Annotated in this window: 21 protein-coding genes; 9 read left to right on the forward strand and 12 right to left on the reverse strand. The window is 67.5% G+C overall.

From position 1 onward, the window contains the following. Window positions 1-37 precede the first annotated feature (37 nt). Window positions 38-2,365, forward strand: a complete 2,328-nt coding sequence (locus ACJH5R_RS01780; protein ID WP_406781171.1) for an arylsulfatase — start codon at window positions 38-40, stop codon at window positions 2,363-2,365. Window positions 2,366-2,586: 221 nt separating this feature from the next. On the opposite strand, the gene ACJH5R_RS01785 is transcribed toward ACJH5R_RS01780, so the two are convergent. Beyond that, entirely contained in the window at window positions 2,587-3,150 is a 564-nt protein-coding gene (locus ACJH5R_RS01785) for a TetR/AcrR family transcriptional regulator (RefSeq protein ID WP_406756131.1), read from the reverse strand. A gap of 135 nt (window positions 3,151-3,285) precedes the next feature. Here ACJH5R_RS01785 and ACJH5R_RS01790 point away from each other — a divergent pair, with 135 nt between their 5' ends. From ACJH5R_RS01790 to ACJH5R_RS01800, 3 genes are read left to right on the forward strand one after another with little or no spacing between them, the layout of a single operon-like run. Beyond that, window positions 3,286-3,738 carry a nitroreductase family deazaflavin-dependent oxidoreductase gene (locus ACJH5R_RS01790; RefSeq protein ID WP_406756132.1) on the forward strand — a complete coding sequence of 151 codons (453 nt, stop codon included), beginning with the start codon at window positions 3,286-3,288 and terminating at the stop codon, window positions 3,736-3,738. A 1-nt stretch (window position 3,739) separates the two neighbouring features. Beyond that, on the forward strand, window positions 3,740-4,147 hold the full coding sequence (locus tag ACJH5R_RS01795) for an MmpS family transport accessory protein (RefSeq protein ID WP_406756133.1): 408 nt from the start codon (window positions 3,740-3,742) through the stop codon (window positions 4,145-4,147). Next, window positions 4,144-6,969, forward strand: coding sequence for an RND family transporter (locus ACJH5R_RS01800; RefSeq protein ID WP_406781172.1), 2,826 nt, complete (start codon window positions 4,144-4,146; stop codon window positions 6,967-6,969). Before ACJH5R_RS01795 ends, ACJH5R_RS01800 begins: the two co-directional genes overlap by 4 nt. Window positions 6,970-6,986: 17 nt before the next feature. Here the strand turns inward: ACJH5R_RS01800 and rpsR are convergent, their stop codons facing one another. Genes rpsR through rpmB form a run of 4 tightly spaced genes read right to left on the reverse strand, consistent with a single transcriptional unit; the run spans window position 6,987 to window position 7,963 of the window. Continuing rightward, the gene (gene rpsR, locus ACJH5R_RS01805) at window positions 6,987-7,253 is read right to left on the reverse strand and encodes a 30S ribosomal protein S18 (RefSeq protein WP_406756135.1); all 267 of its coding nucleotides are present in this window, start codon (window positions 7,251-7,253) and stop codon (window positions 6,987-6,989) included. Further along, window positions 7,254-7,559, reverse strand: a complete 306-nt coding sequence (gene rpsN, locus ACJH5R_RS01810) for a 30S ribosomal protein S14 (RefSeq protein ID WP_406756136.1) — start codon at window positions 7,557-7,559, stop codon at window positions 7,254-7,256. 3 nt (window positions 7,560-7,562) lie between these two features. Beyond that, window positions 7,563-7,727, reverse strand: a complete 165-nt coding sequence (gene rpmG / locus ACJH5R_RS01815; protein ID WP_024441797.1) for a 50S ribosomal protein L33 — start codon at window positions 7,725-7,727, stop codon at window positions 7,563-7,565. Then, complete coding sequence (gene rpmB, locus ACJH5R_RS01820; RefSeq protein ID WP_406756137.1) at window positions 7,727-7,963, reverse strand: 50S ribosomal protein L28; 237 nt, start codon at window positions 7,961-7,963, stop codon at window positions 7,727-7,729. The genes rpmG and rpmB overlap by 1 nt, the downstream gene beginning before the upstream one ends. 104 nt (window positions 7,964-8,067) lie before the next feature. Between rpmB and mrf the strand changes: the two genes are divergently transcribed. Continuing rightward, window positions 8,068-9,258, forward strand: a complete 1,191-nt coding sequence (gene mrf / locus ACJH5R_RS01825; RefSeq protein WP_406756138.1) for a ribosome hibernation factor-recruiting GTPase MRF — start codon at window positions 8,068-8,070, stop codon at window positions 9,256-9,258. Then, complete coding sequence (locus tag ACJH5R_RS01830; RefSeq protein ID WP_220695731.1) at window positions 9,255-9,515, forward strand: type B 50S ribosomal protein L31; 261 nt, start codon at window positions 9,255-9,257, stop codon at window positions 9,513-9,515. Before mrf ends, ACJH5R_RS01830 begins: the two co-directional genes overlap by 4 nt. Before the next feature lie 12 nt (window positions 9,516-9,527). Here ACJH5R_RS01830 and ACJH5R_RS01835 read toward each other — a convergent pair whose 3' ends face one another. The 4 genes from ACJH5R_RS01835 to ACJH5R_RS01850 all read right to left on the reverse strand — a co-directional run bounded on the left by ACJH5R_RS01835 (window position 9,528) and on the right by ACJH5R_RS01850 (window position 13,203). Then, on the reverse strand, window positions 9,528-10,844 hold the full coding sequence (locus ACJH5R_RS01835; RefSeq protein WP_406756139.1) for a flavin monoamine oxidase family protein: 1,317 nt from the start codon (window positions 10,842-10,844) through the stop codon (window positions 9,528-9,530). 70 nt (window positions 10,845-10,914) lie between these two features. After that, entirely contained in the window at window positions 10,915-11,544 is a 630-nt protein-coding gene (locus ACJH5R_RS01840; protein WP_406756140.1) for a TetR/AcrR family transcriptional regulator, read from the reverse strand. Window positions 11,545-11,572: 28 nt separating this feature from the next. After that, window positions 11,573-11,959 carry a hypothetical protein gene (locus tag ACJH5R_RS01845; RefSeq protein WP_406756141.1) on the reverse strand — a complete coding sequence of 129 codons (387 nt, stop codon included), beginning with the start codon at window positions 11,957-11,959 and terminating at the stop codon, window positions 11,573-11,575. A gap of 32 nt (window positions 11,960-11,991) precedes the next feature. Beyond that, window positions 11,992-13,203, reverse strand: coding sequence for a TetR/AcrR family transcriptional regulator (locus ACJH5R_RS01850; RefSeq protein WP_406756142.1), 1,212 nt, complete (start codon window positions 13,201-13,203; stop codon window positions 11,992-11,994). Between the two features lie 117 nt (window positions 13,204-13,320). Here ACJH5R_RS01850 and ACJH5R_RS01855 point away from each other — a divergent pair, with 117 nt between their 5' ends. From ACJH5R_RS01855 to ACJH5R_RS01865, 3 genes are read left to right on the forward strand one after another with little or no spacing between them, the layout of a single operon-like run. Beyond that, window positions 13,321-14,103: an enoyl-CoA hydratase gene (locus tag ACJH5R_RS01855; RefSeq protein ID WP_406756143.1), complete on the forward strand. Its 783-nt coding sequence runs from the start codon at window positions 13,321-13,323 to the stop codon at window positions 14,101-14,103. Continuing rightward, a complete protein-coding gene (fadD5, locus tag ACJH5R_RS01860; RefSeq protein WP_406756144.1) occupies window positions 14,100-15,632 on the forward strand; it encodes a fatty-acid--CoA ligase FadD5 in 1,533 nt (510 codons plus the stop codon). The genes ACJH5R_RS01855 and fadD5 overlap by 4 nt, the downstream gene beginning before the upstream one ends. A 36-nt stretch (window positions 15,633-15,668) precedes the next feature. Continuing rightward, window positions 15,669-17,036, forward strand: coding sequence for a TIGR01777 family oxidoreductase (locus ACJH5R_RS01865; RefSeq protein WP_406756145.1), 1,368 nt, complete (start codon window positions 15,669-15,671; stop codon window positions 17,034-17,036). On the opposite strand, the gene ACJH5R_RS01870 is transcribed toward ACJH5R_RS01865, so the two are convergent. Genes ACJH5R_RS01870 through ACJH5R_RS01880 form a run of 3 tightly spaced genes read right to left on the reverse strand, consistent with a single transcriptional unit; the run spans window position 17,026 to window position 20,525 of the window. Further along, on the reverse strand, window positions 17,026-18,372 hold the full coding sequence (locus tag ACJH5R_RS01870; protein WP_406781173.1) for a cryptochrome/photolyase family protein: 1,347 nt from the start codon (window positions 18,370-18,372) through the stop codon (window positions 17,026-17,028). The genes ACJH5R_RS01865 and ACJH5R_RS01870 overlap by 11 nt on opposite strands. Window positions 18,373-18,390: 18 nt before the next feature. After that, window positions 18,391-20,067, reverse strand: a complete 1,677-nt coding sequence (locus ACJH5R_RS01875; RefSeq protein WP_406781174.1) for a GMC oxidoreductase — start codon at window positions 20,065-20,067, stop codon at window positions 18,391-18,393. Then, window positions 20,064-20,525, reverse strand: coding sequence for a hypothetical protein (locus ACJH5R_RS01880; protein WP_406756148.1), 462 nt, complete (start codon window positions 20,523-20,525; stop codon window positions 20,064-20,066). Before ACJH5R_RS01880 ends, ACJH5R_RS01875 begins: the two co-directional genes overlap by 4 nt. Window positions 20,526-20,528 lie beyond the last annotated feature (3 nt).

Here is a 20,528-nt window from a genome sequence, read left to right on the forward strand (position 1 = left end):
CGCAGCTGACGATGCACCTCAGGTAAGGAGACCGGCGTTGGGCGATCAGATAGTGGCTCCGGTGTTGCCCAACGGCGCGGTGCTGCCGTTCCCGCCGGTCGGGTCCGGCAGTGTCGCGGGCCGGACCCTGCAGGAGTCGACCTACAGTCCGCGGCCGGTCCCCCGGCGACTGCACGCCGATGCACCCAATGTCGTCATCGTGCTCATCGACGACGCCGGCCCCGGCCTGCCGTCGACGTTCGGCGGCGAGGTGACCACCGCGACCCTCGACCGGATCTGCGGGCAAGGCGTGTCCTACAACCGGTTTCACACCACAGCCATGTGCTCACCCACCCGGGCGTCGTTGCTCACCGGCCGCAATCACCACGAGATCGGCAACGGACAGATCGCCGAGCTGGCCAATGACTGGGACGGCTACGCCGGCAAGATTCCAGCATCAAGCGCCACGGCAGCCGAGGTGCTCAAGCAGTACGGCTACGCCACGTCGGCCTTCGGGAAGTGGCACAACACCCCCGCAGAGCAGACCACCGCCGCCGGACCGTTCGAAAACTGGCCCACCGGTCTGGGTTTCGAATACTTCTATGGATTCTTGGCCGGCGAAGCATCCCAGTACGAGCCCAACCTGGTGCGCAACACCACCGTGGTGGCCCCGCCGAGGACACCCGAAGAGGGTTATCACCTGTCCGAGGACCTGGCCGACGACGCCATCTCCTGGCTGCGGCGGCACAAGGCCTTCAACGCCGACAAGCCGTTCTTCATGTATTGGGCCAGCGGCTGCCTGCACGGCCCGCACCACATCATGAAGGAATGGGCCGACAAGTACGCCGGCAAGTTCGACGACGGCTGGGACGCCTATCGCCAGCGGGTGTTCGAACGGGCCAAGACCAAAGGATGGATTCCCCAGGACTGTTCGCTCACCGAACGCGACGAGACCCTGACCGCCTGGGACGACATCCCCGAGGACGAGAAGCCGTTCCAGCGCCGACTGATGGAGGTTGCCGCCGGTTACGCCGAGCACGTCGACGTCCAGGTCGGCCGGATCGCCGACGAGCTGGAAAGCCTCGGCTACGCCGACAACACGCTGTTCTTCTACATCTGGGGCGACAACGGCTCCTCCGGCGAAGGCCAGAACGGCACCATCTCGGAGCTGTTGGCCCAGAACGGGATCCCCACCACGGTGCGTCAGCACATCGATGCCCTCGACGCACTCGGCGGCCTGGACGTGTTGGGATCTCCCCTGGTCGACAACCAGTACCACGCGGGGTGGGCCTGGGCCGGATCCACCCCGTACAAGGGCATGAAACTGCTGGCGTCGCACCTGGGCGGCACCCGCAACCCGATGGTGGTGCGCTGGCCGGCCAAGATCGCCGCGGACTCGGCGCCGCGGGACGTTTTCCTGCACTGCAACGACGTGGTACCGACCATCTACGAAGTCATCGGGATCGAGGCACCCCAGACGGTGCACGGACAACCACAGCTGCCGTTGGCCGGGGCCAGCTTCGCGCGCACGCTGGCCGACCGGAATGCGACCGGCGGCAAGAAGACCCAGTACTTCGAGATCATGGGCAGCCGCGCGATCTACCACGATGGCTGGATGGCGTCGGCCCGCGGTCCCCGACTGCCGTGGGTGCCCGGCCAACCGCCCGGCATAGCCACCTGGACCCCCGACGCTGACGTGTGGGAGCTCTACAACCTCGACGAGGACTGGACGCAGGCCCGCGATCTGGCCGCACAGATGCCCGAGAAACTCGCCCAGCTGCGCGAGGTGTTCATGGTCGAGGCGGCCCGCAATGCGGTGCTGCCCATCGGCGGTGGCCTGTGGGTGCCCGTCTACCACCCCGAGTTGCGCATCGCCCCGCCCTACACCGAGTGGGACTTCACCGGCGATACCGTGCGGATGCCCGAATTCTGTGCGCCGGCGCTTGGCAACAAGAACAACGTGGTCACCATCGATGCCGACATCCCGGCCGACGCGAACGGAGTGCTGTATGCCCTCGGGGCCGGCGCCGGCGGCCTGACGTGCTACTTCGACGACGGTCATCTCTGCTACGAGTACAACCTGTTCATCTTGTCGCGCACCAAGATTCGTTCAGCGACCAAGGTGCCGCCCGGACGCGCCACCATTGCCGTGACCACGCAGTATGCGGAACCGCGCCCGGCCGGACCGCTCGACATCACCGTGGCCGTCAACGGCGACACTGTTGCCGAGGGCCAGGTGCCCGTCAGCGCACCGTTGTTGTTCACCGCCAACGACTGCCTCGACGTCGGCACCTGCCTGGGCTCGCCGGTGTCCCTGGACTACCGGGAGCGCGCACCGTTTCCGTTCGAGGGCCACATCCACCGGGTTCGCGTCGCTTACACCTGAGCCCGCGCAGCAACCCAAGTGATCGCGGTCACAGACCAAAGTCCCGAGATGACGTGATCGGCAACACTTTTGCATTTCCTACAACCCGCGGCTGTATAACGTCTCGATCCATGAAAGATCCAGTGCTTGTTCTCCCGGTACTCGCCGGAATCCTCGGACTGCTCGTCTTCGGATTCCTGGCCCTGGAGGTCGTGTTCCACATCGGCTGAGGCCACCGGCCGCTAAGACCGGGTGTGCTGCGCGACAAGCTCTTTGAGCAGTTGCCCGGTCCGCAGCAACGGCGCCGCCGATTTGGCGGCCAGCGACATGATCACCGCGCCCTCAACCGCTGCGATGGTGGTGGTGGCCAGCTGCTGCGCGGTCTCGGGCGCGACATCGGCCTCTTCCAGCCGATCGGCCAGTAGGTGCTCCCAGTCGGCGAACACCGCGCCGGCGACATCGGCCGCATCGGGCGCTTCGGAGCGTCCCAACGCTGCGGCCACAATCGGACAGCCCGCACGAAACTCGCTGCCGATCAAGGCTTCCTTCCACACCGCAATGAACGCCTCGACGGCCGTCACCGCATCCGCCTCGGCCAGCAACCGCCGGATCATGTCAGAGGTAGTCCGACCAGCGGTTCTGGCCGCATTGGCGACAAGTTCGGCTTTGCCACCGGGAAAATTGAGGTACACCGAGCGTCGCGCGATCCCGCTATGCGCGAGGAGTTCGGAAATCCCAGTACCTGCAACACCTTTGCGCTGCAGTAGTGCGATCGCACTGCTGATGAGCCGGTCACGCGCCGCCATCACCATCACCTTTCCCGACCCCGACTGTTTGCGATATACCGATCAGTCTACTAGCCTCGCAGCACACGAGTAGACCAATTGGTATACCGCGGTCGCCGGGCTGGTTCATCGGCGCAGGGGGATGGGGAGTCAGCGATGACACGAAGCGCCGAGCAAGCCCTACGCAAGTTCCGCGCCGAACGACGAGTGGGGCGCTACATCGCCAACCCCCTGGTATCGGCACTGGCCCGCCTGGGCATCAGCACCACACTGGCCACCGAACTGCAGACCATCGGCCGCAAGACAGGAAAGACGCGGCACGTTCCGGTCGCCGCCTGCTTCGACGACAGCGGCGCCTGGGTGATCTCCCAGCATGGGGCACGGTCGGGGTGGGGAGCCAACATCACCGCCAATCCACAAGTCCGCATACGCCAGGGCAAGCAATGGCGCAGCGGACTCGCACGGTTCCAACCCGACGACGACGTGACGGCCCGCGCACGCACCTTCGCGTCCCGGCCCGCCTTCGCCGGCTTGGCCGTGGCCACGTTTCGCGCGCTGGCGAGCGCGCCGGTCTCCGTGCGCATCACCTTCACCGACGGTGCCGTGTGAGATGCGTTCCGCCTGGGTGTATCTGGTCGTGGCAGCAACGCTGGGCGCCACCGGGGTGTTCATCGCCCATCTGAGGCTCAGCGACATCCCCGACCCAGCGGTCGGCCACTCGCCGCGCCCTCCGGCGGTCGGCCGACTCAAAGAGAAGGTCGTCGAATACCGCGTGGACGGTCCGGCCGGCACCCCGGTATTCGCGTCCTATCTCGACGTCGACGGCTCGGTGCGCCAGGTATCGGCGACCCTGCCCTGGCAGACCACCCTGCGCACCCAGCGCATCACCGTGCCCACCGGGGTGATGGCGCAATCCGAGACCGAACCGTTGTCCTGTCGCGTCGTCATCGACGGGCAGGTACGCGATGAGCAATCGTCCATGTCGTCGGCGGTGGCATGCAAGGAGCCGGTCGCATGAGTGCGCCCGAGAGCCGGCCCCTGATCGCCCGGCTGCTCTATCGGTTCGCAGTGCCCATCATCGTGCTGTGGGTGGGCGCCGCCGGCGCGCTCAATCTCGCCGTCCCGCAATTGGAAACGGTCATCACCGAGCACGCGAAGTCTTTTCTGCCCGACGATGCCGCGTCGGTGCAGGCCATCGTGAAGCTGGGCGACCACTTCGGCGGCGCCGGCACCAACAACTTCGTCTACCTGTTGCTCGAAGGCGACGAACCCCTTGGCCCCGACGCCCACCGCTACTACTCCACATTGCTGGATCGGATTACCGCCGACACCGCGCACGTCAACTCGGCAATGGATCTCTGGTCCGATCCCCAGTTCGCCTCGGCGAACGAGAGCGCCGACGGTCATGCCGCCTACGTCTTGCTCAACCTGAGCGGCAACATGGGCACCGCCCTGGCGATGTCCTCGACCCAGGCCGTTCGCGACATCATCGCCGCCACCGAGCCCCCTGCGGGGATCACCGCACACCTGACCGGTCCGTCAGCGGTCGTCAACGACGAACTGGTGTCGATCAACGACTCGATCCTGCTGCTGCTGATCGCCTGCGGCGCGCTCGTCGGCGCCATCTTGTTCTGGGTCTACCGCTCACCGATCACGGTGGCGATGCCGATGCTGGTCGCCGGAGCCGGACTCGGCGTCGGCCGGCCGGTGGTCGCACTGCTGGGCAGCCACCACGTCATCGGCGTCTCCATCTTCGCCTCAGCACTGATGGCGGTCATGGTCCTGGGAGCCGGAATCGACTACGGCATCTTTCTCTTGGGTCGCTACCAAGAGGCACGCCGGGCCGGGGCCGACCCGTCCGCCGCGTACTACGCGGCGCTACGCGGTGTGCAACACATCATCATCGCCTCGGGCCTGACCATCGCCGGGGCGACCGCATGCATGACATTCACCCGGCTGGCGATCTTCAGCACCTCCGGGTTGCCGTGCACCATCGCGGTCGTCATCACCCTCGCCGCGGCACTGACGCTGGGGCCGGCCATCCTCGCGGTCGGCAGCCGGTTGGGGTTCTTCGAGCCGCACAAAGGCCGCGATCAGAAGTCGCTGCGTCGCTGGCGGCGGATCGCCACCACCGTGGTGCGCTGGCCGGGCCCGGTCCTGGTGGGCTCGCTGGCGGTGCTGAGCCTGGCCCTGCTGGTGCTGCCGACGTTTCATCCCAGCTACAACGAACGCATCGCCCAGCCCAGCAACTCACCGGCCAACCTGGGCATCGCCGCGGCCGACCGCCACCTTCCGCCCAACATCATGTCTCCCAGCGTCTTCCTGGTCGAAGCCGATCACGACATGCGCAATCCGTCGGACATGATCGCCCTGGCCAAACTGGCCAACGCGGTGCTGGCGATTCCCGGAATCTCCAACGTTCAAGGCATCACCCGCCCCCTGGGCGCGCCGCTGCAGCAGGGCACGCTGACCTCCCAGGCCGGCTACCTCGGTCAACGACTGACGCAGATGACCGATGTGCTCAGCCAACGCGCCGATGACCTGCTGATCCTCAACGGCGAGGTGGGACGACTCCAGCTCACCATCGCCGGGATTGAGCAGGCCCTGCACAGCGGGCGCGCCGGCAGCGATGAGATCAACGGCAGCGCAACCGAACTCCAGGCCGCCCTGAGCGGCGTCGTGACGAAGATGGATTCGCTGCGCGACGCCGCCGCGCCCGCCCGCGTGTTCATCGATTCCATCCCCAACTGCCGGGACAATGAACCGTGCCGGGCGGCACTCACCAGCTTCTCGCTCTTCGAAGACCTTCATCGTTTCGACGGACTGGTGGACCGACTGGCCGGCGGAACCCACGCCGTCGCCCGCACCCTGCCCGAGCTGTCCGCACAGCTCGACAGCCTGAAAGGCTTCGCAGCCCAGGTCAATGCCGCGACCGAACCGGTGCGCGCCACCCTGCAGACGTTGGTTCCCCAGATCGCCGAAATCACCACGTTCACCGAGGAACTCAGCCAAAGCTTTTCCGGCGGCGACCCCAACGGTTCGTTCTTCCTGCCCAGTCAGGCCTTCGACAATCCGCTGTTCAAGAACGCTATGCCCTACTTCTTCTCCCCCGACGGCATGATGACTCGCATGGTCGTCACCCCCGAGATGGAGGGGTTCAGCCGCGAAGCGATGGATGTCAGCGCCAACGTCATCCCGACCGCACTGCAAGCGATCAAAGGCACATCGCTGGCCGGCAGCACGGTAAGCCTCGGTGGCCCCGGGGGCACCCTGCTCAATATCGAGGCCTTCGCGCGGGAAGACTTCATCACCAGTGCGGTAGCCGCGTTCGCGTTCGTGTTCTGCGTGATCCTGATCCTGCTCCGCAGTCTGGTCGCGGCGATCGCGGTGATCGGAACCGTGGCCCTGTCCTATCTGGCGGCACTGGGTTTGACCGCTTTCGTCTGGCAGGACCTCATCGGCAACCCGCTGCACTGGTCGGTGGCCCCGGTCTCCTTCGTGTTTCTGGTCGCGGTGGGCGCCGACTACAACATGCTGCTGGTCGCCCGGTTCAAAGAGGAGATCGGGGCCGGCATCAAGACCGGCATCATCCGCGCCATGGTCAACACCGGCGGGGTGGTCACCACCGCCGGGTTGGTGTTCGGGTTCACCATGTTCGCCATGCTGGCCGGCTATGCGCACAACATCGCCCAGACCGGTACTGCTGTCGGCCTGGGACTGTTGCTGGATACGCTGCTCATCCGGTCCCTGGTCATCCCAGCCGTCGCAACCCTGGCCGGTCGCTGGTTCTGGTGGCCGATCGTGGTGCACGACCGACCCACCAAACAGCTACCGGCGTGATCCGGCTCGGTGCGTCGTCAGCCCTCGACCGTGGGCCCCGGATACGGCAGGAGTGCCATTTCCCGAGCGTTCTTGATGGCGCAGGCGACCTGGCGTTGTTGACGAACGGTGAGGCCGGTGACGGCACGTGAGCGGATCTTGCCGCGCGGAGAGATGAAGATGCGCAGCGCGGCGGTGTCTTTGTAGTCCACAACCGTCAGGCCCAGTTTGGCGAGGAGGTTCGGCTTGGCAGACCTGGGCGCGCTCCGCGAAACACGCCGCGACTCTTTGGGTTTGATCGCCATCTACCAGCTCGCCTTCCGGACGCCGGGCAGGTGGCCTTCGTGCGCGAGTTGGCGCATACGCACGCGCGAGAGTCCGAATTTGCGAAGGTAGCCGCGGGGGCGCCCGTCGGCGCTGTCGCGGTTGCGCAACCGGACCGGGCTGGCATCGCGCGGGTGGCGCGCCAGCGCGCGCTGGGCGGCCAGTCGCTGCTGCGGGCTGCTCGCCGTCGAACGAATGATCTCCTTGAGCTCAGCGCGCCGCTCGGCGTAGCGGGCCACCAGCACTCGGCGCTGCTCGTTCTTCACGATCTTGGATTTCTTGGCCATGGCTCAGCGCTCCTCCCGAAAGTCGACATGGCGACGGACCACGGGGTCGTACTTGCGCAGCACCAGGCGGTCGGGGTCGTTGCGCCGGTTCTTGCGGGTGACGTAGGTGTAGCCGGTGCCCGCGGTGGAGCGCAGTTTGACGATGGGACGAATATCGGTGCGCGCCATCAGATCCGCTGTCCTTCGCGTCGCAACCGGGCCACCACGGCCTCGATGCCGTCCCGGTCGATGACCTTGATGCCCTTCGCGCTGACCCGTAGCCGGATCCGGCGATCTTGCGACGCCAGATAGTAGGTCCTGACTTGGATGTTCGGCGACCAGCGGCGCCGGGTGCGGCGATGCGAGTGCGACACCGCATTCCCGAATCCGGGCACCCGGCCGGTGACTTGGCAGCGTGCAGACAACGGAGCTCTCCTTCAACCCTTATTGAAAATGATTGTCGACAAGCGACGCGCTGGAGGCTACCGTAGGGACGGTCTTAATGACAATGATTTTCAGTAGGAGGATGATGCGGACTCCGGTGATCCTGGTGGCCGGGCAGTACGGCACCGACGCAGCGACCAAAGCCTTGCAGGCCAAGGCGGGCACGGTGACCGTCGCCTACGGCCTGGACGGTCACGTGGTGGTGCGGGAAACCACCAGCACGACAGCGGTTGCCACGACGTTGGCCCTGGAGCTGGCGCACGGCTGCGTGTCCTGCACCCTGCGCAACGACCTACTGGTCCTGTTGCGCCGACTGCACCGGCGGGCCGGCGTTGAACGCATCGTCGTTCAGCTGCCCAATTGGCTGGAGCCGCAGCCCATCTGCTGGGCGATCCGCAACGTGCGGGTCCGCGTGGGACCGGGATACATCGACGGACCGGCCGGCCGCGATGTGGCGGTCGCCGCGGTCGTCACCTGCCTCGATGCCACCGCGTGGCTGCCGCAAGCGCTCGGCGACGACGAACTCGACGACGGCCGTACCATCGCGCAGGTGGTGGTCGGCCAGGCTGAGTCCGCCGATGCCCTGGTGGTTTACGCCCCGGACCCGACGGCTCTGGCGATACTGCGCCGGTTGGCTCCGCTGGCGCGCATCACCGCCGGAACCGATCGCCTTGAACAGGCGCTGACCCATCTCGATGACGGCGCGCGCCGCGGTCGCGGCGATGATCCACACGCCCCGCTGCTGGCCGGTCAACCGCCGCTACGGGCCGAGGGCCCGGTTGAGCTGATCGAATTCCACGCCCGCCGACCGTTTCATCCGCAACGCCTGCACGCGGCCCTTGATGCCCTACTCGACGGAGTGATCCGAGCTCGCGGGCGGCTGTGGTTGGCCAACCGGGGCGAGCGAGCGATCTGGCTGGAGTCGGCGGGTGGCGGGTTGCACACCTGCGCAGTGGGCAAGTGGCTGGCCGCGATGACGGCCGAGGAGGCCGCCCGCGTCTCCCCGGAGCGGCATGCGTTCGCGGATCTGATCTGGGACCACCGTTACGGCGATCGGCACACCTCGCTGGTGGTTCTGGTCTGCGGCGCCCGACCCGAGCGGATCCGCGAGGCACTGTCGGACGCACTGCTCACCGACGACGAGCTACGCAGCCCGAACCAGTGGGCCGGCTACCCCGACCCGTTCGGCGATCACCACCAGGAACCGTGCGACGAAACCCCCACGGCCACTGCAGACATTTCCCTTTACCGCACCCGAGACGGAGACCAGCGATGAAGCCCGGCATCCACCCCGACTACCACCCCGTCGTCTTCCAGGACGCCACCACCGGCCAGACGTTCCTGACCCGCTCCACCGTGACCAGCGACCGCACCATCGAGTGGCCCACCCCTGCGGGCCCTCGCAGCTATCCGCTGGTGATCGTGGAGATCAGCGCGGCCTCGCATCCGTTCTGGACCGGAAACAGCCGAATCGTCGACTCCGCCGGGCAGGTCGAGAAATTTCGCCGCCGCTACGGACAACGCCAGGCCTGACCGCGCCGTGCTTCATTGGGAGAACGACAGCGCCTCGAGCACCTCACGGGCCGCCCGGGTGCCCGACTCGATGGCGCCCTCCAGATATCCCGCGTGGTCACGCGCCGTCTCGCTACCCGCCCAATGAATGTCGCCGGTCGGGGTGCACTCGATCGGCGGGATACCGTCGGTGGTCCCGGGCAGCGCCAGTGCGACGTAGCCGCCGCCGACGTATTCATCGAGGTGCCAGGACTTTTCGTGCCAGCTCGCCGGTTCGAGAACGTCGGGACCGACGTAGCGGGCCAGCGCACCGAGCACCGCGTTGCGCCGCTCGAGAGCATCGAGTCGGTCGAGCTCGCGCGCCTCCGGACCCCCTACGAGCACGCACAGATGGCCGGGACCGCCCGGCGCGCCGGTGTCGAACACCGCCCGTCCGGGTTTGTCCAGGACCAGGAACTCGCCGCCGGCCCGGTCTCTCCAGAACGGGCGTGGATAGACCGCCACGCCCTTGTACACCGAACCCATATAGGTATCGGACGCCAATGCGGCACGATCGGGCGGGAGCGGCGGGTCGTAGGTGATTCGTCCGGTGAGCGGCGGCGGCACCGTCACAATGACTTTCGCGGCACGGATGTCACCCGCGGTCGTTCCGACGGTGACGCCATCACCGCTGTGCACGATCGAGGTGACCCGGCGCCCCGGGAGCACCCGCGAACCGAGTTCGACGGCGAGGCCATCGATCAGCGAGCCGATCCCTTCGGCGACCAAGGACTCCTGAGCGCCCCCGGCCGTCGCCAACATGGTTCGCAGCCCGCCCTGCTGGCGGATGCTCCGCGCCATCGCGTGAACGGAGCAGCGATCAAGGTCAGCGGTCCACGAGATGTACGCCAGCACTTCGAGCAGCCGCCGAGCGCGCCCCGGCACTCGGCGCAGCCAGGCCTGCACCGTCTTGGCATTCCACCGTTGCGTCTTGGCGATACGGGACCACACCTCGACGCCGACCAGAACCAGAAGGGTCACCAGCATCGACGGCCCCGCGGCGCGTAGCCGGCGCGCCCCGTCGACCACGATCGGCAACGGCCGGGTGTGCATCCGAAACTGCGTGGCGCCCAGTTCTGCGGCCAGCGCCATGATCCGGTGGTGGTCGTGGCCGATCCACTGACCGCCGAGGTCCACTCGCGACCCCAGGGAGCTCGTCTCGGTCATGGCCCGTCCGCCGAGCCGGTCCGCGGCCTCGAGAACCAGTACGTCGATGCCGGCCCGGTGCAGATCGCGGGCAGCCGTCAATCCGGACATCCCCGCACCCACTACGGCCACCGTGGTGGCCACCGCCGCGTCGCCTGACTGCACGCTCGATAATCTAAGTCGGTCAACCGACCGAGTCAAGGTTTCGGCGACTTACCGGGCGGCGGTCCAAGAATCAGCCGCCGTGGCGCGGGCGGTCACCGATGGGCTGCGGGTCGGCGAACTGCACGACCATGTCCACGGCGCGGTCGAGGTCGCGCCGTGCCCGCTCAGAGTCCGGGTTTGTCACGTACTGCACAATCAGGCCGTCCACCAGGGCAAGCGCGAGCCGTCCGAGACTGTCGAAATCAACGGCGCAGCGCTCCCCCGCCGCCTGCGCGGCTTGGGCGCAGAACTGGGTGACGAGCGCGGTGTAGCGCTCATATTGCAGCTGGGCCAGGCCACCCGAGCCTTCGCTGCGCACCGAGTACATGGCCAGCTCGTATTGCATGATCTGCAGGCCGGTGTCGCTTTCCACCAACGTGGTCCAGAAGTTCGTCACGCCCTGCCGCAGCGCATGGGCCACCCCCCGGTCGAGTTGCAGATCGGCGCGCACCGCGTCCACAACGTCGTCCATGACCGCGGCGATCACCGCACGCAGCAGCAGGTCCTTGGACGGAAAGACGTAGTGCAATGTGCCCAGTGGGATTCCGGCTTCAGCGGCAACCCCACGCAACGTCGTGCCCGCTACGCCGACGTCACGCAGTACCCGCATCGCGGCCGCGACGATCTGTCCCTCGCGCTCGGACGCCTTGACGTAGGCCATCTAGGCCACCACATTCATCAAGCCACCACTAACCGGTGCGCCACACCCGCAACGCCGCGACGATCATCGGAATCTGCAACGGCAGGCGCGCGATCGCCCCCGCCCTCAACCACGGTTTGGCCCACAGTAACCGGACCGAGTGGATATTCGCCGGGTACACCGCGACGAACAGGGCGGCCGCGGCCAGCCCGGCCCTGCGGCGGGTGCGCGGCGCCAACAGCAGGGCACCGATGACCAGCTCGGCGACTCCCGACAGATAGGTGTACATGCGGGCGCTGCCCGGCAACTCCGGCGGAACGATCGCGTCGAACGGTTGAGGGACGACGAAATGTCCTGCCCCGGCACCCAGCAGCAGTCCGGCGAGCCCTCGCGCGGCGGTGACGGCGTTTCGCTGTCCTGTCGGTGCGGCAGTCATCGCTCGATCGTAGCCAGCGTGGCGGTCTGCAGTCACCGGCCGCCGGTGCCGAAAAGTACGGCCGCCATCAAGGCATGGATCCGGGACCGCTGTTCGTCTCGATCATCAAAGTTAACCAGGCGTCCTATATCGACGACTAGCGCAAGCGCCGCATGGACGCGGAAGACCGCTTCGGTGTCGCCTGCGCCGACCTGGCTCACCAGGTGAGCCCATTCGTCGACGTTCTGCCGCTGCAGACCGCGCAGTTCGACGCGGTCGGGTTCGGGCAGGTTGGCGAACTCGGCGAAATAGATGTTGATCAGCTCGGGCGCGGCGAACGCCAGCGCGGTATAGCGCTCGGCGATGCGCAGGGCCGCCTGCCGCGCACTGGTCGACTCGGCCAGGGAGTCGGTGATGGCCATCAGCACTCGGGCGCTGGCCCGATGGAAGGCGACGGCCAGCAAGGCCGCCTTGCTCGGGTAATAGCGATAGGCGCTGGAGCCGTTCAGTCCGGCCGCGGTGCCGATCTCCTCGATGCTGACTTCGTAGAAGCCGCGCTGGCCGAACATCCGGATCGCCTCCGCGAGCAGCCGTTCCCGCTTGGATGTGCTGGGCAGACCCCGCTCCGGTCGTCGGGGCGCGGGACCCGACGGCGCCGGGGGCAACTCGACGGTGAGCACCGACCAGCACAGCTCCGCCAACAGTTCCGCAAGTGCGGCGGCGGGCAATCGCGTTCGGTGAGCGGAGATGCTCCCGATCACGCTCAGGGCGGCGGCGGCCAGGATCGCGGTGTCGGCCTGGGGAAGTTCCGGGCGCAGCGCCGCCAACGGCTCGGCGATCGCGGCGTTGAGCGCGTCATAGCCGGCCCGGATGTCCTTGCGATCCGGCAACTGCAGGTACCGCCGCTCCCACCGGTAGAACGCGCCCTCACGCCGCGTCCCGATCGTGGTCTCGATCAGCGCGGCGGTGATCGCGCGCAACCGCTCCGGCGCCGGCCGGCTCGGATCGTCGGCGGATCGCGCGGCGCTCACCAGCGCCCCCGCCGTGTACTGGGCCGTCGCGACCAGCAGCGCGTACTTGTTGGCGAAGTGCCGATACAGCGCAGGTCCGGAGATACCGACCTCCGCGGCGATCTCGTCGACCCCGACCGCGTGGTAGCCGCGTTCGCTGAAGGCACGGGCCGCGGCGCGCACGATCTGCGCCTTGCGGTCCTTGGGGCGGCGCTGCACCGCAGTGACCGATCCCGCAGCCATGGACGCGGCCATTTTCACCCCCGTGTTGACTGTTGGACCCGACGCCCATACGTTAACCACAATTTACGTTTTCATCCACGGAGGAAGTGACGTGCTGCAATCCCGGTTCATCGAAGGGCGGGTCTGACCGTGTCCGAGAACGCCAGCTCCGCCAAACTCACCGCGACCCGCGACGGCCGGGTGTTGCGGGTGACGATTACCAACCCCGCCCGGCTCAACGCGATCGACTACGCCACGATGGCGGGCCTGGGTGACGTCATCGCCGGCGCGGCCGACGACCCCGGTGTGCGGGCCATCGTGATCACCGGCGAAGGCAAGGCCTTCTGCACCGGTGCCGACCTGTCGGCCACCGCCGGCGGCGTGAGCCCCGAGGAGGTGATGGACTGCGCCTCGCGGCTGGTCAACTCGGTCGCGCAGACCCCGGTACCGGTGATCGCGCGGATCAACGGTCCGGCCGCCGGCGTCGGCGTCGGTCTGGCGCTGGCCGCGGATCTGATCTACGCCGCCGAGAGCGCCTACTTCCTGCTCTCGTTCACCAACATCGGCCTGATGCCCGACGGCGGCACAACCGCCCTGGTCGCGGCGGCCGCCGGACGGGCGGTGGCCAACGAGATGGCCCTGCTCGGTGAGCGCCTGTCGGCGACCGCCGCCCGCGATGCCGGCCTGATCAACGCGGTGCTCGGCGAGGCGGAGTTGGACGCCCGGGTGAATGAGGCCGCCGAGAAGCTGGCCCACGGACCGCGTCGCGCCATCGAATTGACCAAGCGTGCGCTCAATGCCACCAACCTCGCAGCGCTCGACGCCGCGCTGGCCCGCGAGAAAGCCGGTCAGGTGGAGTTGCTGGGCTCGCCCGACTTCTTCGAAGGCGCCGCCGCGATGCTGCAGAAGCGCAAGGCGGTGTTCGGCGAATGATCGCTCAGCCGCTGCGGTCTCGCCGCAACCACTGGATGAATCAGGTGGCGACCCACGCCGAAATGCGTCCCGACGCCGTTGCCTTCCGCTGCCGCGGCAACGACACCACCTGGCAACAACTGCACGATCGCTCCGAGCGCCTGGCCGGGGCACTGTTCCGGCGCGGCATCTCCTTCGGCGATCGGGTACTGATCGTGATGCTCAACCACACCGAATACATCGAGGCGACCTTGGCGATCAACGCCCTGGGTGCCATCGCCGTACCGGTCAACTTCCGCCTCACCGACCCCGAGATCAGCTACATCGTCACCGACAGCGGTGCCAAGGGCGTCATCACCGATCAGCTGCTGGCACCGCTCATGGAGGCAGTCCGCAAGAACACCCCCGGACTCGACGTGGCCGTGGTGCTCGGCGATGACTACGAATCGCTGATCGCCGAGCCGGGCGACCCGCACCCCGGCGCCGACGTCCCAGAAGACACCCCGGCCCTGATCATGTACACCTCGGGAACCACCGGAAGTCCCAAGGGCGCCATCCTGTCCCACTCGAACCTGCTGGCCCAGTCGCTGACCTGTATTCAGGCGCTGCAGATCAGCCCGGACAGCGTGTACTTCTGCGCCGCGCCGATGTTCCACATCGCCGGCCTGGGCAGCATCGCACCCAACCTGATGCTGGGCACCAAGACGGTGATTCACCCGCTCGGCGCGTTCAACGCCACCGACACCCTGGACGCCTGGGAGCGCGAGCGCGCCACCTCGGTGTTCCTGGTTCCGGCACAGTGGCAGGTCATCTGTGCCGATCCGACTGTGCCGCAACGAGACCTGGCGCTCGAAGTGATCAGCTGGGGGGCGGCTCCGGCGTCCGACACCGTACTGCGGGCCATGGCGGAGACCTTCCCGGACGCGCTCAACGTCGCGGTGTTCGGCCAGACCGAGATGTCACCGGTCACCTGCGTGCTGCAGGGCAAGGACGCGATCCGCAAACTCGGCTCGGTGGGCAAGGTGATCCCGACCATCTCGGCGCGGGTCGTCGATGAGAACATGAACGACGTGGCGCCCGGTGAGATCGGCGAGATCGTCTACCGCGGGCCGACCATGATGCAGGGCTACTGGAACAAACCCGAGGCGACCGCCGAGGCGTTCGCCGGCGACTGGTTCCACTCCGGGGATCTGGTCCGCGTCGACGACGAGGGTTTCGTCTACGTCGTCGACCGCAAGAAGGACATGATCATCTCCGGCGGCGAGAACATCTACTGCGCCGAGGTGGAGAACGTGCTGTTCGAGCACCCACTGATCCAGGAGGCCGCCGTGATCGGGCGTGCCCACGACAAGTGGGGCGAGGTTCCGGTGGCCATAGTGGCGGTAGCGGCCGGCGAGGCGCCGCTGACGCTGGAAGACCTCGAACCCTTCCTCAACGAGCGCCTGGCCCGCTACAAGCACCCGAAGGAACTGGTGCTGATCGACGCATTGCCCCGCAATGCCAGCGGCAAGGTGGTCAAACCGCAGCTGCGCAAGCAGTACGGCTCGTAGCGGCGACGGACTGCTCGATCCGGGTAGCGTCGTGACATGAGCCTGGTCTTCTCCAGCGAGCTCGAGGCACCGCGTGATGAGGTCTTCGCCTGGCACGCCAGGCCGGGGGCCTTCACCCGGCTGAGCCCGCCGTGGCAGGCGATGCGCTTGCGACGCGAAGCCGACTCGCTGCGCGACGGTATCGCCGAGCTGGCGCTGCCGGGTGGGCTGCGCTGGGTGGCCGAACACCAGGCGAGCGACTATGACCCGCCCCGGCAATTCGCCGACGAGCTCGGCAGCGGCGGCCTGGCGTCACTGCCGGCGAGGTGGGTGATGAAGTGGCAACACATCCACGAATTCGACGATCTCGGCGACGGCCGGACGCTGATGACCGACCGGGTCGACACCCCGGTGCCCGGGGCGTTGCTGCGGCCGATGTTCGTCTATCGGCATCGCCAGCTCGCCGATGACCTCGCGGCGCACCAGCGCGCCAAAGCCCATGGCCTACAGCCGCTTACGGTGGCGGTCAGCGGCGCATCCGGGCTGGTGGGTTCGGCGCTGACGGCATTTTTGAGCACCGGCGGTCATCGGGTGATCCGGCTGGTGCGGCGCACCGCCGGCAGCCCCGACGAGCGGCAGTGGAATCCCGACGATCCGGATCGCGATCTGCTGGCCGGCATCGATGCGGTGATTCATCTGGCCGGTGCGTCGATCGCGGGACGCTTCACCGCGCAGCATCGCCGGGTGATCCGCGACAGCAGAATCGGTCCGACGCGCAGACTCGCCGAGCTGGTTGCCGCCACGGCCGCCGGGCCGAGCGCCCTGATCTGCGCTTCGGCGGTCGGCTATTACGGCTATGACCGCGGCGACGATGTCCTCACCGAGGACAGTCAACGCGGGGACGGCTATCTGGCCGACGTCGTCGCCGCCTGGGAGGACGCGCTGGCGCCGGCGGAGCAGTCCGGGACCCGCGTCGTGCGCGTTCGCACCGGCATTGTGCAGTCGCCGCGCGGCGGCACGCTGCGGCTGATGCGGCCGCTGTTCGCCGCCGGCCTGGGCGGTCGGTTGGGCAGCGGCCGACAGTGGCTGCCCTGGATTGGGATCGACGACCTGATCGACATCTATCACCGAGCCCTGTGGGACACCGGACTTTCCGGACCGGTGAACGCCGTCGCTCCGCATCCGGTACGAAACAGCGACTACACCAAGACACTGGGTCGCGTGCTGCGCCGGCCCACGATTCTTCCCGTCCCGGGCCTGGGACCACGCCTGCTGCTCGGCGCCCAAGGCGCGCGTGAACTGGCCTGCGCGAGCCAGCGAGTGCTGCCGGCGCGCCTGAGCGCGGCCGAACATCGGTTCCGTGCCCCCGAACTCGAACCGCTGCTGCGGCATCTGTTGGGGCGTGCGGGCAGCGCTACGTACTGATCCGCTGATACCGCCGCAGCGCCTCGGCCCGCTCGTGACGATGGTCGACGATCGGCTCCGGGTAACCCGGCGGGCGCCCGGGCCGCAGCAGGTGGGCATCGGTGACATCGGCCAACTCCGGAACCCAGCGACGTACGTAGGACCCGTCGGGATCGAACTTTCGGCCCTGCAGCGTCGGGTTGAACACGCGAAAGTACGGCGACGCATCGGTACCGGTCCCCGCGCACCATTGCCAGCCATGCTGATTGTTGGCCAGATCGCCGTCGACCAACTGATCCAGAAACCAGCGGGCACCCCACTGCCAGGGCAGGTGCAGGTCCTTGACCAGGAACGAGGCCACGATCATTCGCGCTCGGTTGTGCATGAATCCGGTGGCGAGCAGTTCGCGCATGCCCGCGTCAACAAGGGGAAAGCCGGTGGTCCCGGCCTTCCAGCGTTCGAAGTGTCGTTGTGCCTCGGCGTCGGTATCGGTCTGGATCGCGTCGAACTCGGTGTTCCAGTTCTCCCAGGCACTGCGTGGCCAGTGGTGCAGTACCGCGGCGTAGAAATCCCGGAAAGCCAACTGCCGCAAATACGCTGCGGGTCCTGGGCGGTGCGCGTCGAGGTCGGCGGCCATGGTGCGCGGGTGGATGTTGCCGAACTTCAGGTAGGCCGACATCCGACTGGCCCCGTTACGGCCGAGCAGGTCGCGGTCTTGGTCGTAGCGGTCTAACCCGCTGGCCACAAACGTTTTCCAATGCTCACACGCGGCGGCTTCCCCGGCCGGGACGTCGGCCTGCCCGCCGAAGTCGGGGACCTCCACCGCTTGCGCACCCTTGCCGGACAGCTCCGTGGGGTCGATCCAGTGCGCCGATTCGGAGCGTGACAGCGCCGGACGGCGCCAGCCGTGTTCGCGCCACCGCCGAAAGAACGGCGTGAAGACCCGATACGGCGTGCCGTCGTCTTTCACGACGCGGCCCGGCGAGATCAGGTAGGGCGATCCGGTTGCCACCAGCGGGATCTGGCCGAGCGCGGCCCGGACCTGCTGGTCACGACGGCGCCCGAACGGTGCGAAATCGTCCGAGACGTGCACGGCCGTCGCCGAGATCTCGGCGGCGAGCTGTGGGATCCGCTGCTGCGGGAGCCCGCGGGTGATCAGCAGCCGGCCGCCGAGGTCATCACGCAGCTGGCGCAGACTTGCCCCGAGGAACTGCAGTCGGCGCTGCCCCGATGAGGCCTCCAGCCGTGGGTCCAGCACGAAACAACCCAGCACCTCGGGGTCGTCGGCGACCGCGGCCGCCAGGGCCGGCAGATCACCTACCCGCAGATCGCGGCGATACCACAGCAGGACCGGCATTCGGCGAGGCCTGAGCCCTCAGGCCGGTGCCAGCGGCAACCGCAGCGCACCGGGGGAACCGTCGGGCACGGTCGGGTGGTGCGGCGCGACCGGCGCGATGCGCCGATACGGCTGCCCCAGGGGCGGGCGGGAATCGGGCTCACCGTTGTTGGGCCACAACGCCATCGCCCGTTCGGCCTGCGCGGTGATGGTGAACGACGGGTTGACACCCAGGTTGGCGGTGATAGCCGAACCGTCGACCACGTGGACGCCGGGATGGCCGTAGGCGCGCTGATAGGGGTCGATGACCCCGGTTTCCGCGGATTCACCGATCGGGCAGCCGCCGATGAAGTGCGCCGTCAACGGGATATTGAGCGCGTCCAGGTAGGTGCCGCCGGCCATCCCGCCGACCTTTTCCGCCATCCGCCGGGCTACATCGTGGGCGGTCGGGATCCAGTCCGGATTAGGCTCGCCCACACCCTGTTTCGCCGTCATGCGAGTGCCGAACAGGCCACGCTTGCGGTAGGTGGTCAGCGAGTTGTCCAGCGACTGCATCACCAGCACGATGATCGAGTGCGAGGACGCGTTGCGGGGGAACATGCTGTGCAGCATCATCGCCGGGTGGCGTGCGATGGTCAGCATCAGCCGGGCGAAGCGCCACGGCCCGCCGTCGATCAGATGGGTGCCCATCATCGACAACAGGTTCGATCCCTTGCCGTAGCGGCACACCTCGACATGGGTGTTGGCCTCCGGGTGGATCGACGAGGTGATCGCCACTCCTTGGGCGAAGTCGTCACGATCGGGCGCGAACACCACCGGCACCTCTTCGGAATTGGTGCGGGTCAGCTCACCCAGCCGCGGCGAGAGATGCGGTAGTGATCCGGTGTCGCGCAGCTGGTGCAGCAACCGCTGGGTGCCCAGCGAGGCCGCGGCGAACACCACCTGGCCCGCGGTGAAGTCCCGCTTGCGCTTGCGCACCCACCGGCCGGTGCGCACGGTGCTGACCACATATCCGTCGCCAGCGGGCCGCACATCGGTGACCATCGTCATCGGATGGATCTGAGCGCCGGCGTGCTCGGCCAGATACAGGTAATTGGTCTCGGTGGTGTTCTTCGCGTTATGCGGGCAACCGGTGAAGCACTGCGCGCAGCCGATACAACCGGCGCGGTCGGGGCCTGCCCCGCCGAAGAACGGATCCGGGACGGTCTTGCCGGGCTCGTCACCGAAGAAGACTCCGACGTTGGTCGGGTGGTAGGTGTCCTCGACCCCCAGATCGCGGGCCACCGCCAGCAACACCTCATCTGCCGGAGTGGTGTGCGGGGTGGGCGTCACCCCCAGCATCCGGCGGGCCTGTTCGTAATACGGCGCCAGCTCGGACTTCCAGTCGGTGATGTGCGCCCACTGCGGGTCGCTGTAAAACCGTTCCAACGGCTCGTAGAGGGTGTTGCCGTAGATCAACGAACCGCCGCCGACCCCAACGGCGCTGGCGATGAACGTCTTCCCCAACACGGTCAGCCGTTGCGGACCGAAGCAGCCCAGTTTCGGTGCCCACATCGCCTTGCGCACGTGCCAGTTGTTGGGCGGGAAATCGGTGGGAGCCCAGCGGCGGCCCATGTCCAACACGCCGACGCGATAACCCTTCTCGGTCAGGCGCAGCGCCGCCACACTGCCGCCGAATCCCGATCCGATCACCACAACGTCGTAGTCGTATGTCACGTGTGGTCCTCGGTGGCGCGGCTGCGTGCGGGGATGAGCAGGGTCAGCGACAACACCAGCAGCAGGCTGAGGCTGACGACGTTCAGCACCGCATCACGCGGGCCGTACATGTGCAGCATGCCGACGTGGTAAATCAGGTGCAGCGCATTGAAGACCGACCAGCTGGCCCCCGTGATCAGGACGACGGGCCGGTTGCGCAGGTAGTACAGCGCCAGGGCGCTGAGCACCGCGAGCCCGGAGAACAAGGAGCCGACGTCTTTCACGAAATGCTCGTTGTACGGGCCGAGCACCGGCAACCAGTGCATGCCCATGCCGGGGAATGTGCTGTACCAGTTCAGCGGAGCGAAGTATGCCCACACTCCGAGGCTGATGCCGGCGATCGTCAACAAGATGAGGCATACGCGATGCACGTTGGGGTTCATGCTCGGTTGACGACGCAGCGGGCGCGTTTGTGACATCCG

Origin of the sequence: Mycobacterium sp. SMC-19, from assembly GCF_045310815.1 — a bacterium.
Classification (GTDB): Bacteria; Actinomycetota; Actinomycetes; order Mycobacteriales; family Mycobacteriaceae; genus Mycobacterium.

Excerpts from the sequence above, each read along its gene's own strand:
- ACJH5R_RS01785 (WP_406756131.1), bottom strand. The coding sequence starts at position 3,150 with ATGGCGGCGCGTGACCGGCTCATCAGCAGTGCGATCGCACTACTGCAG.
- ACJH5R_RS01790 (WP_406756132.1), top strand. The coding sequence starts at position 3,286 with ATGACACGAAGCGCCGAGCAAGCCCTACGCAAGTTCCGCGCCGAACGA.
- ACJH5R_RS01795 (WP_406756133.1), top strand. The coding sequence starts at position 3,740 with ATGCGTTCCGCCTGGGTGTATCTGGTCGTGGCAGCAACGCTGGGCGCC.
- ACJH5R_RS01800 (WP_406781172.1), top strand. The coding sequence starts at position 4,144 with ATGAGTGCGCCCGAGAGCCGGCCCCTGATCGCCCGGCTGCTCTATCGG.
- rpsR (WP_406756135.1), bottom strand. The coding sequence starts at position 7,253 with ATGGCGATCAAACCCAAAGAGTCGCGGCGTGTTTCGCGGAGCGCGCCC.
- rpsN (WP_406756136.1), bottom strand. The coding sequence starts at position 7,559 with ATGGCCAAGAAATCCAAGATCGTGAAGAACGAGCAGCGCCGAGTGCTG.
- rpmG (WP_024441797.1), bottom strand. The coding sequence starts at position 7,727 with ATGGCGCGCACCGATATTCGTCCCATCGTCAAACTGCGCTCCACCGCG.
- mrf (WP_406756138.1), top strand. The coding sequence starts at position 8,068 with ATGCGGACTCCGGTGATCCTGGTGGCCGGGCAGTACGGCACCGACGCA.
- ACJH5R_RS01830 (WP_220695731.1), top strand. The coding sequence starts at position 9,255 with ATGAAGCCCGGCATCCACCCCGACTACCACCCCGTCGTCTTCCAGGAC.
- ACJH5R_RS01840 (WP_406756140.1), bottom strand. The coding sequence starts at position 11,544 with ATGGCCTACGTCAAGGCGTCCGAGCGCGAGGGACAGATCGTCGCGGCC.
- ACJH5R_RS01845 (WP_406756141.1), bottom strand. The coding sequence starts at position 11,959 with ATGACTGCCGCACCGACAGGACAGCGAAACGCCGTCACCGCCGCGCGA.
- ACJH5R_RS01850 (WP_406756142.1), bottom strand. The coding sequence starts at position 13,203 with ATGGCCGCGTCCATGGCTGCGGGATCGGTCACTGCGGTGCAGCGCCGC.
- fadD5 (WP_406756144.1), top strand. The coding sequence starts at position 14,100 with ATGATCGCTCAGCCGCTGCGGTCTCGCCGCAACCACTGGATGAATCAG.
- ACJH5R_RS01865 (WP_406756145.1), top strand. The coding sequence starts at position 15,669 with ATGAGCCTGGTCTTCTCCAGCGAGCTCGAGGCACCGCGTGATGAGGTC.
- ACJH5R_RS01870 (WP_406781173.1), bottom strand. The coding sequence starts at position 18,372 with ATGCCGGTCCTGCTGTGGTATCGCCGCGATCTGCGGGTAGGTGATCTG.
- ACJH5R_RS01880 (WP_406756148.1), bottom strand. The coding sequence starts at position 20,525 with ATGTCACAAACGCGCCCGCTGCGTCGTCAACCGAGCATGAACCCCAAC.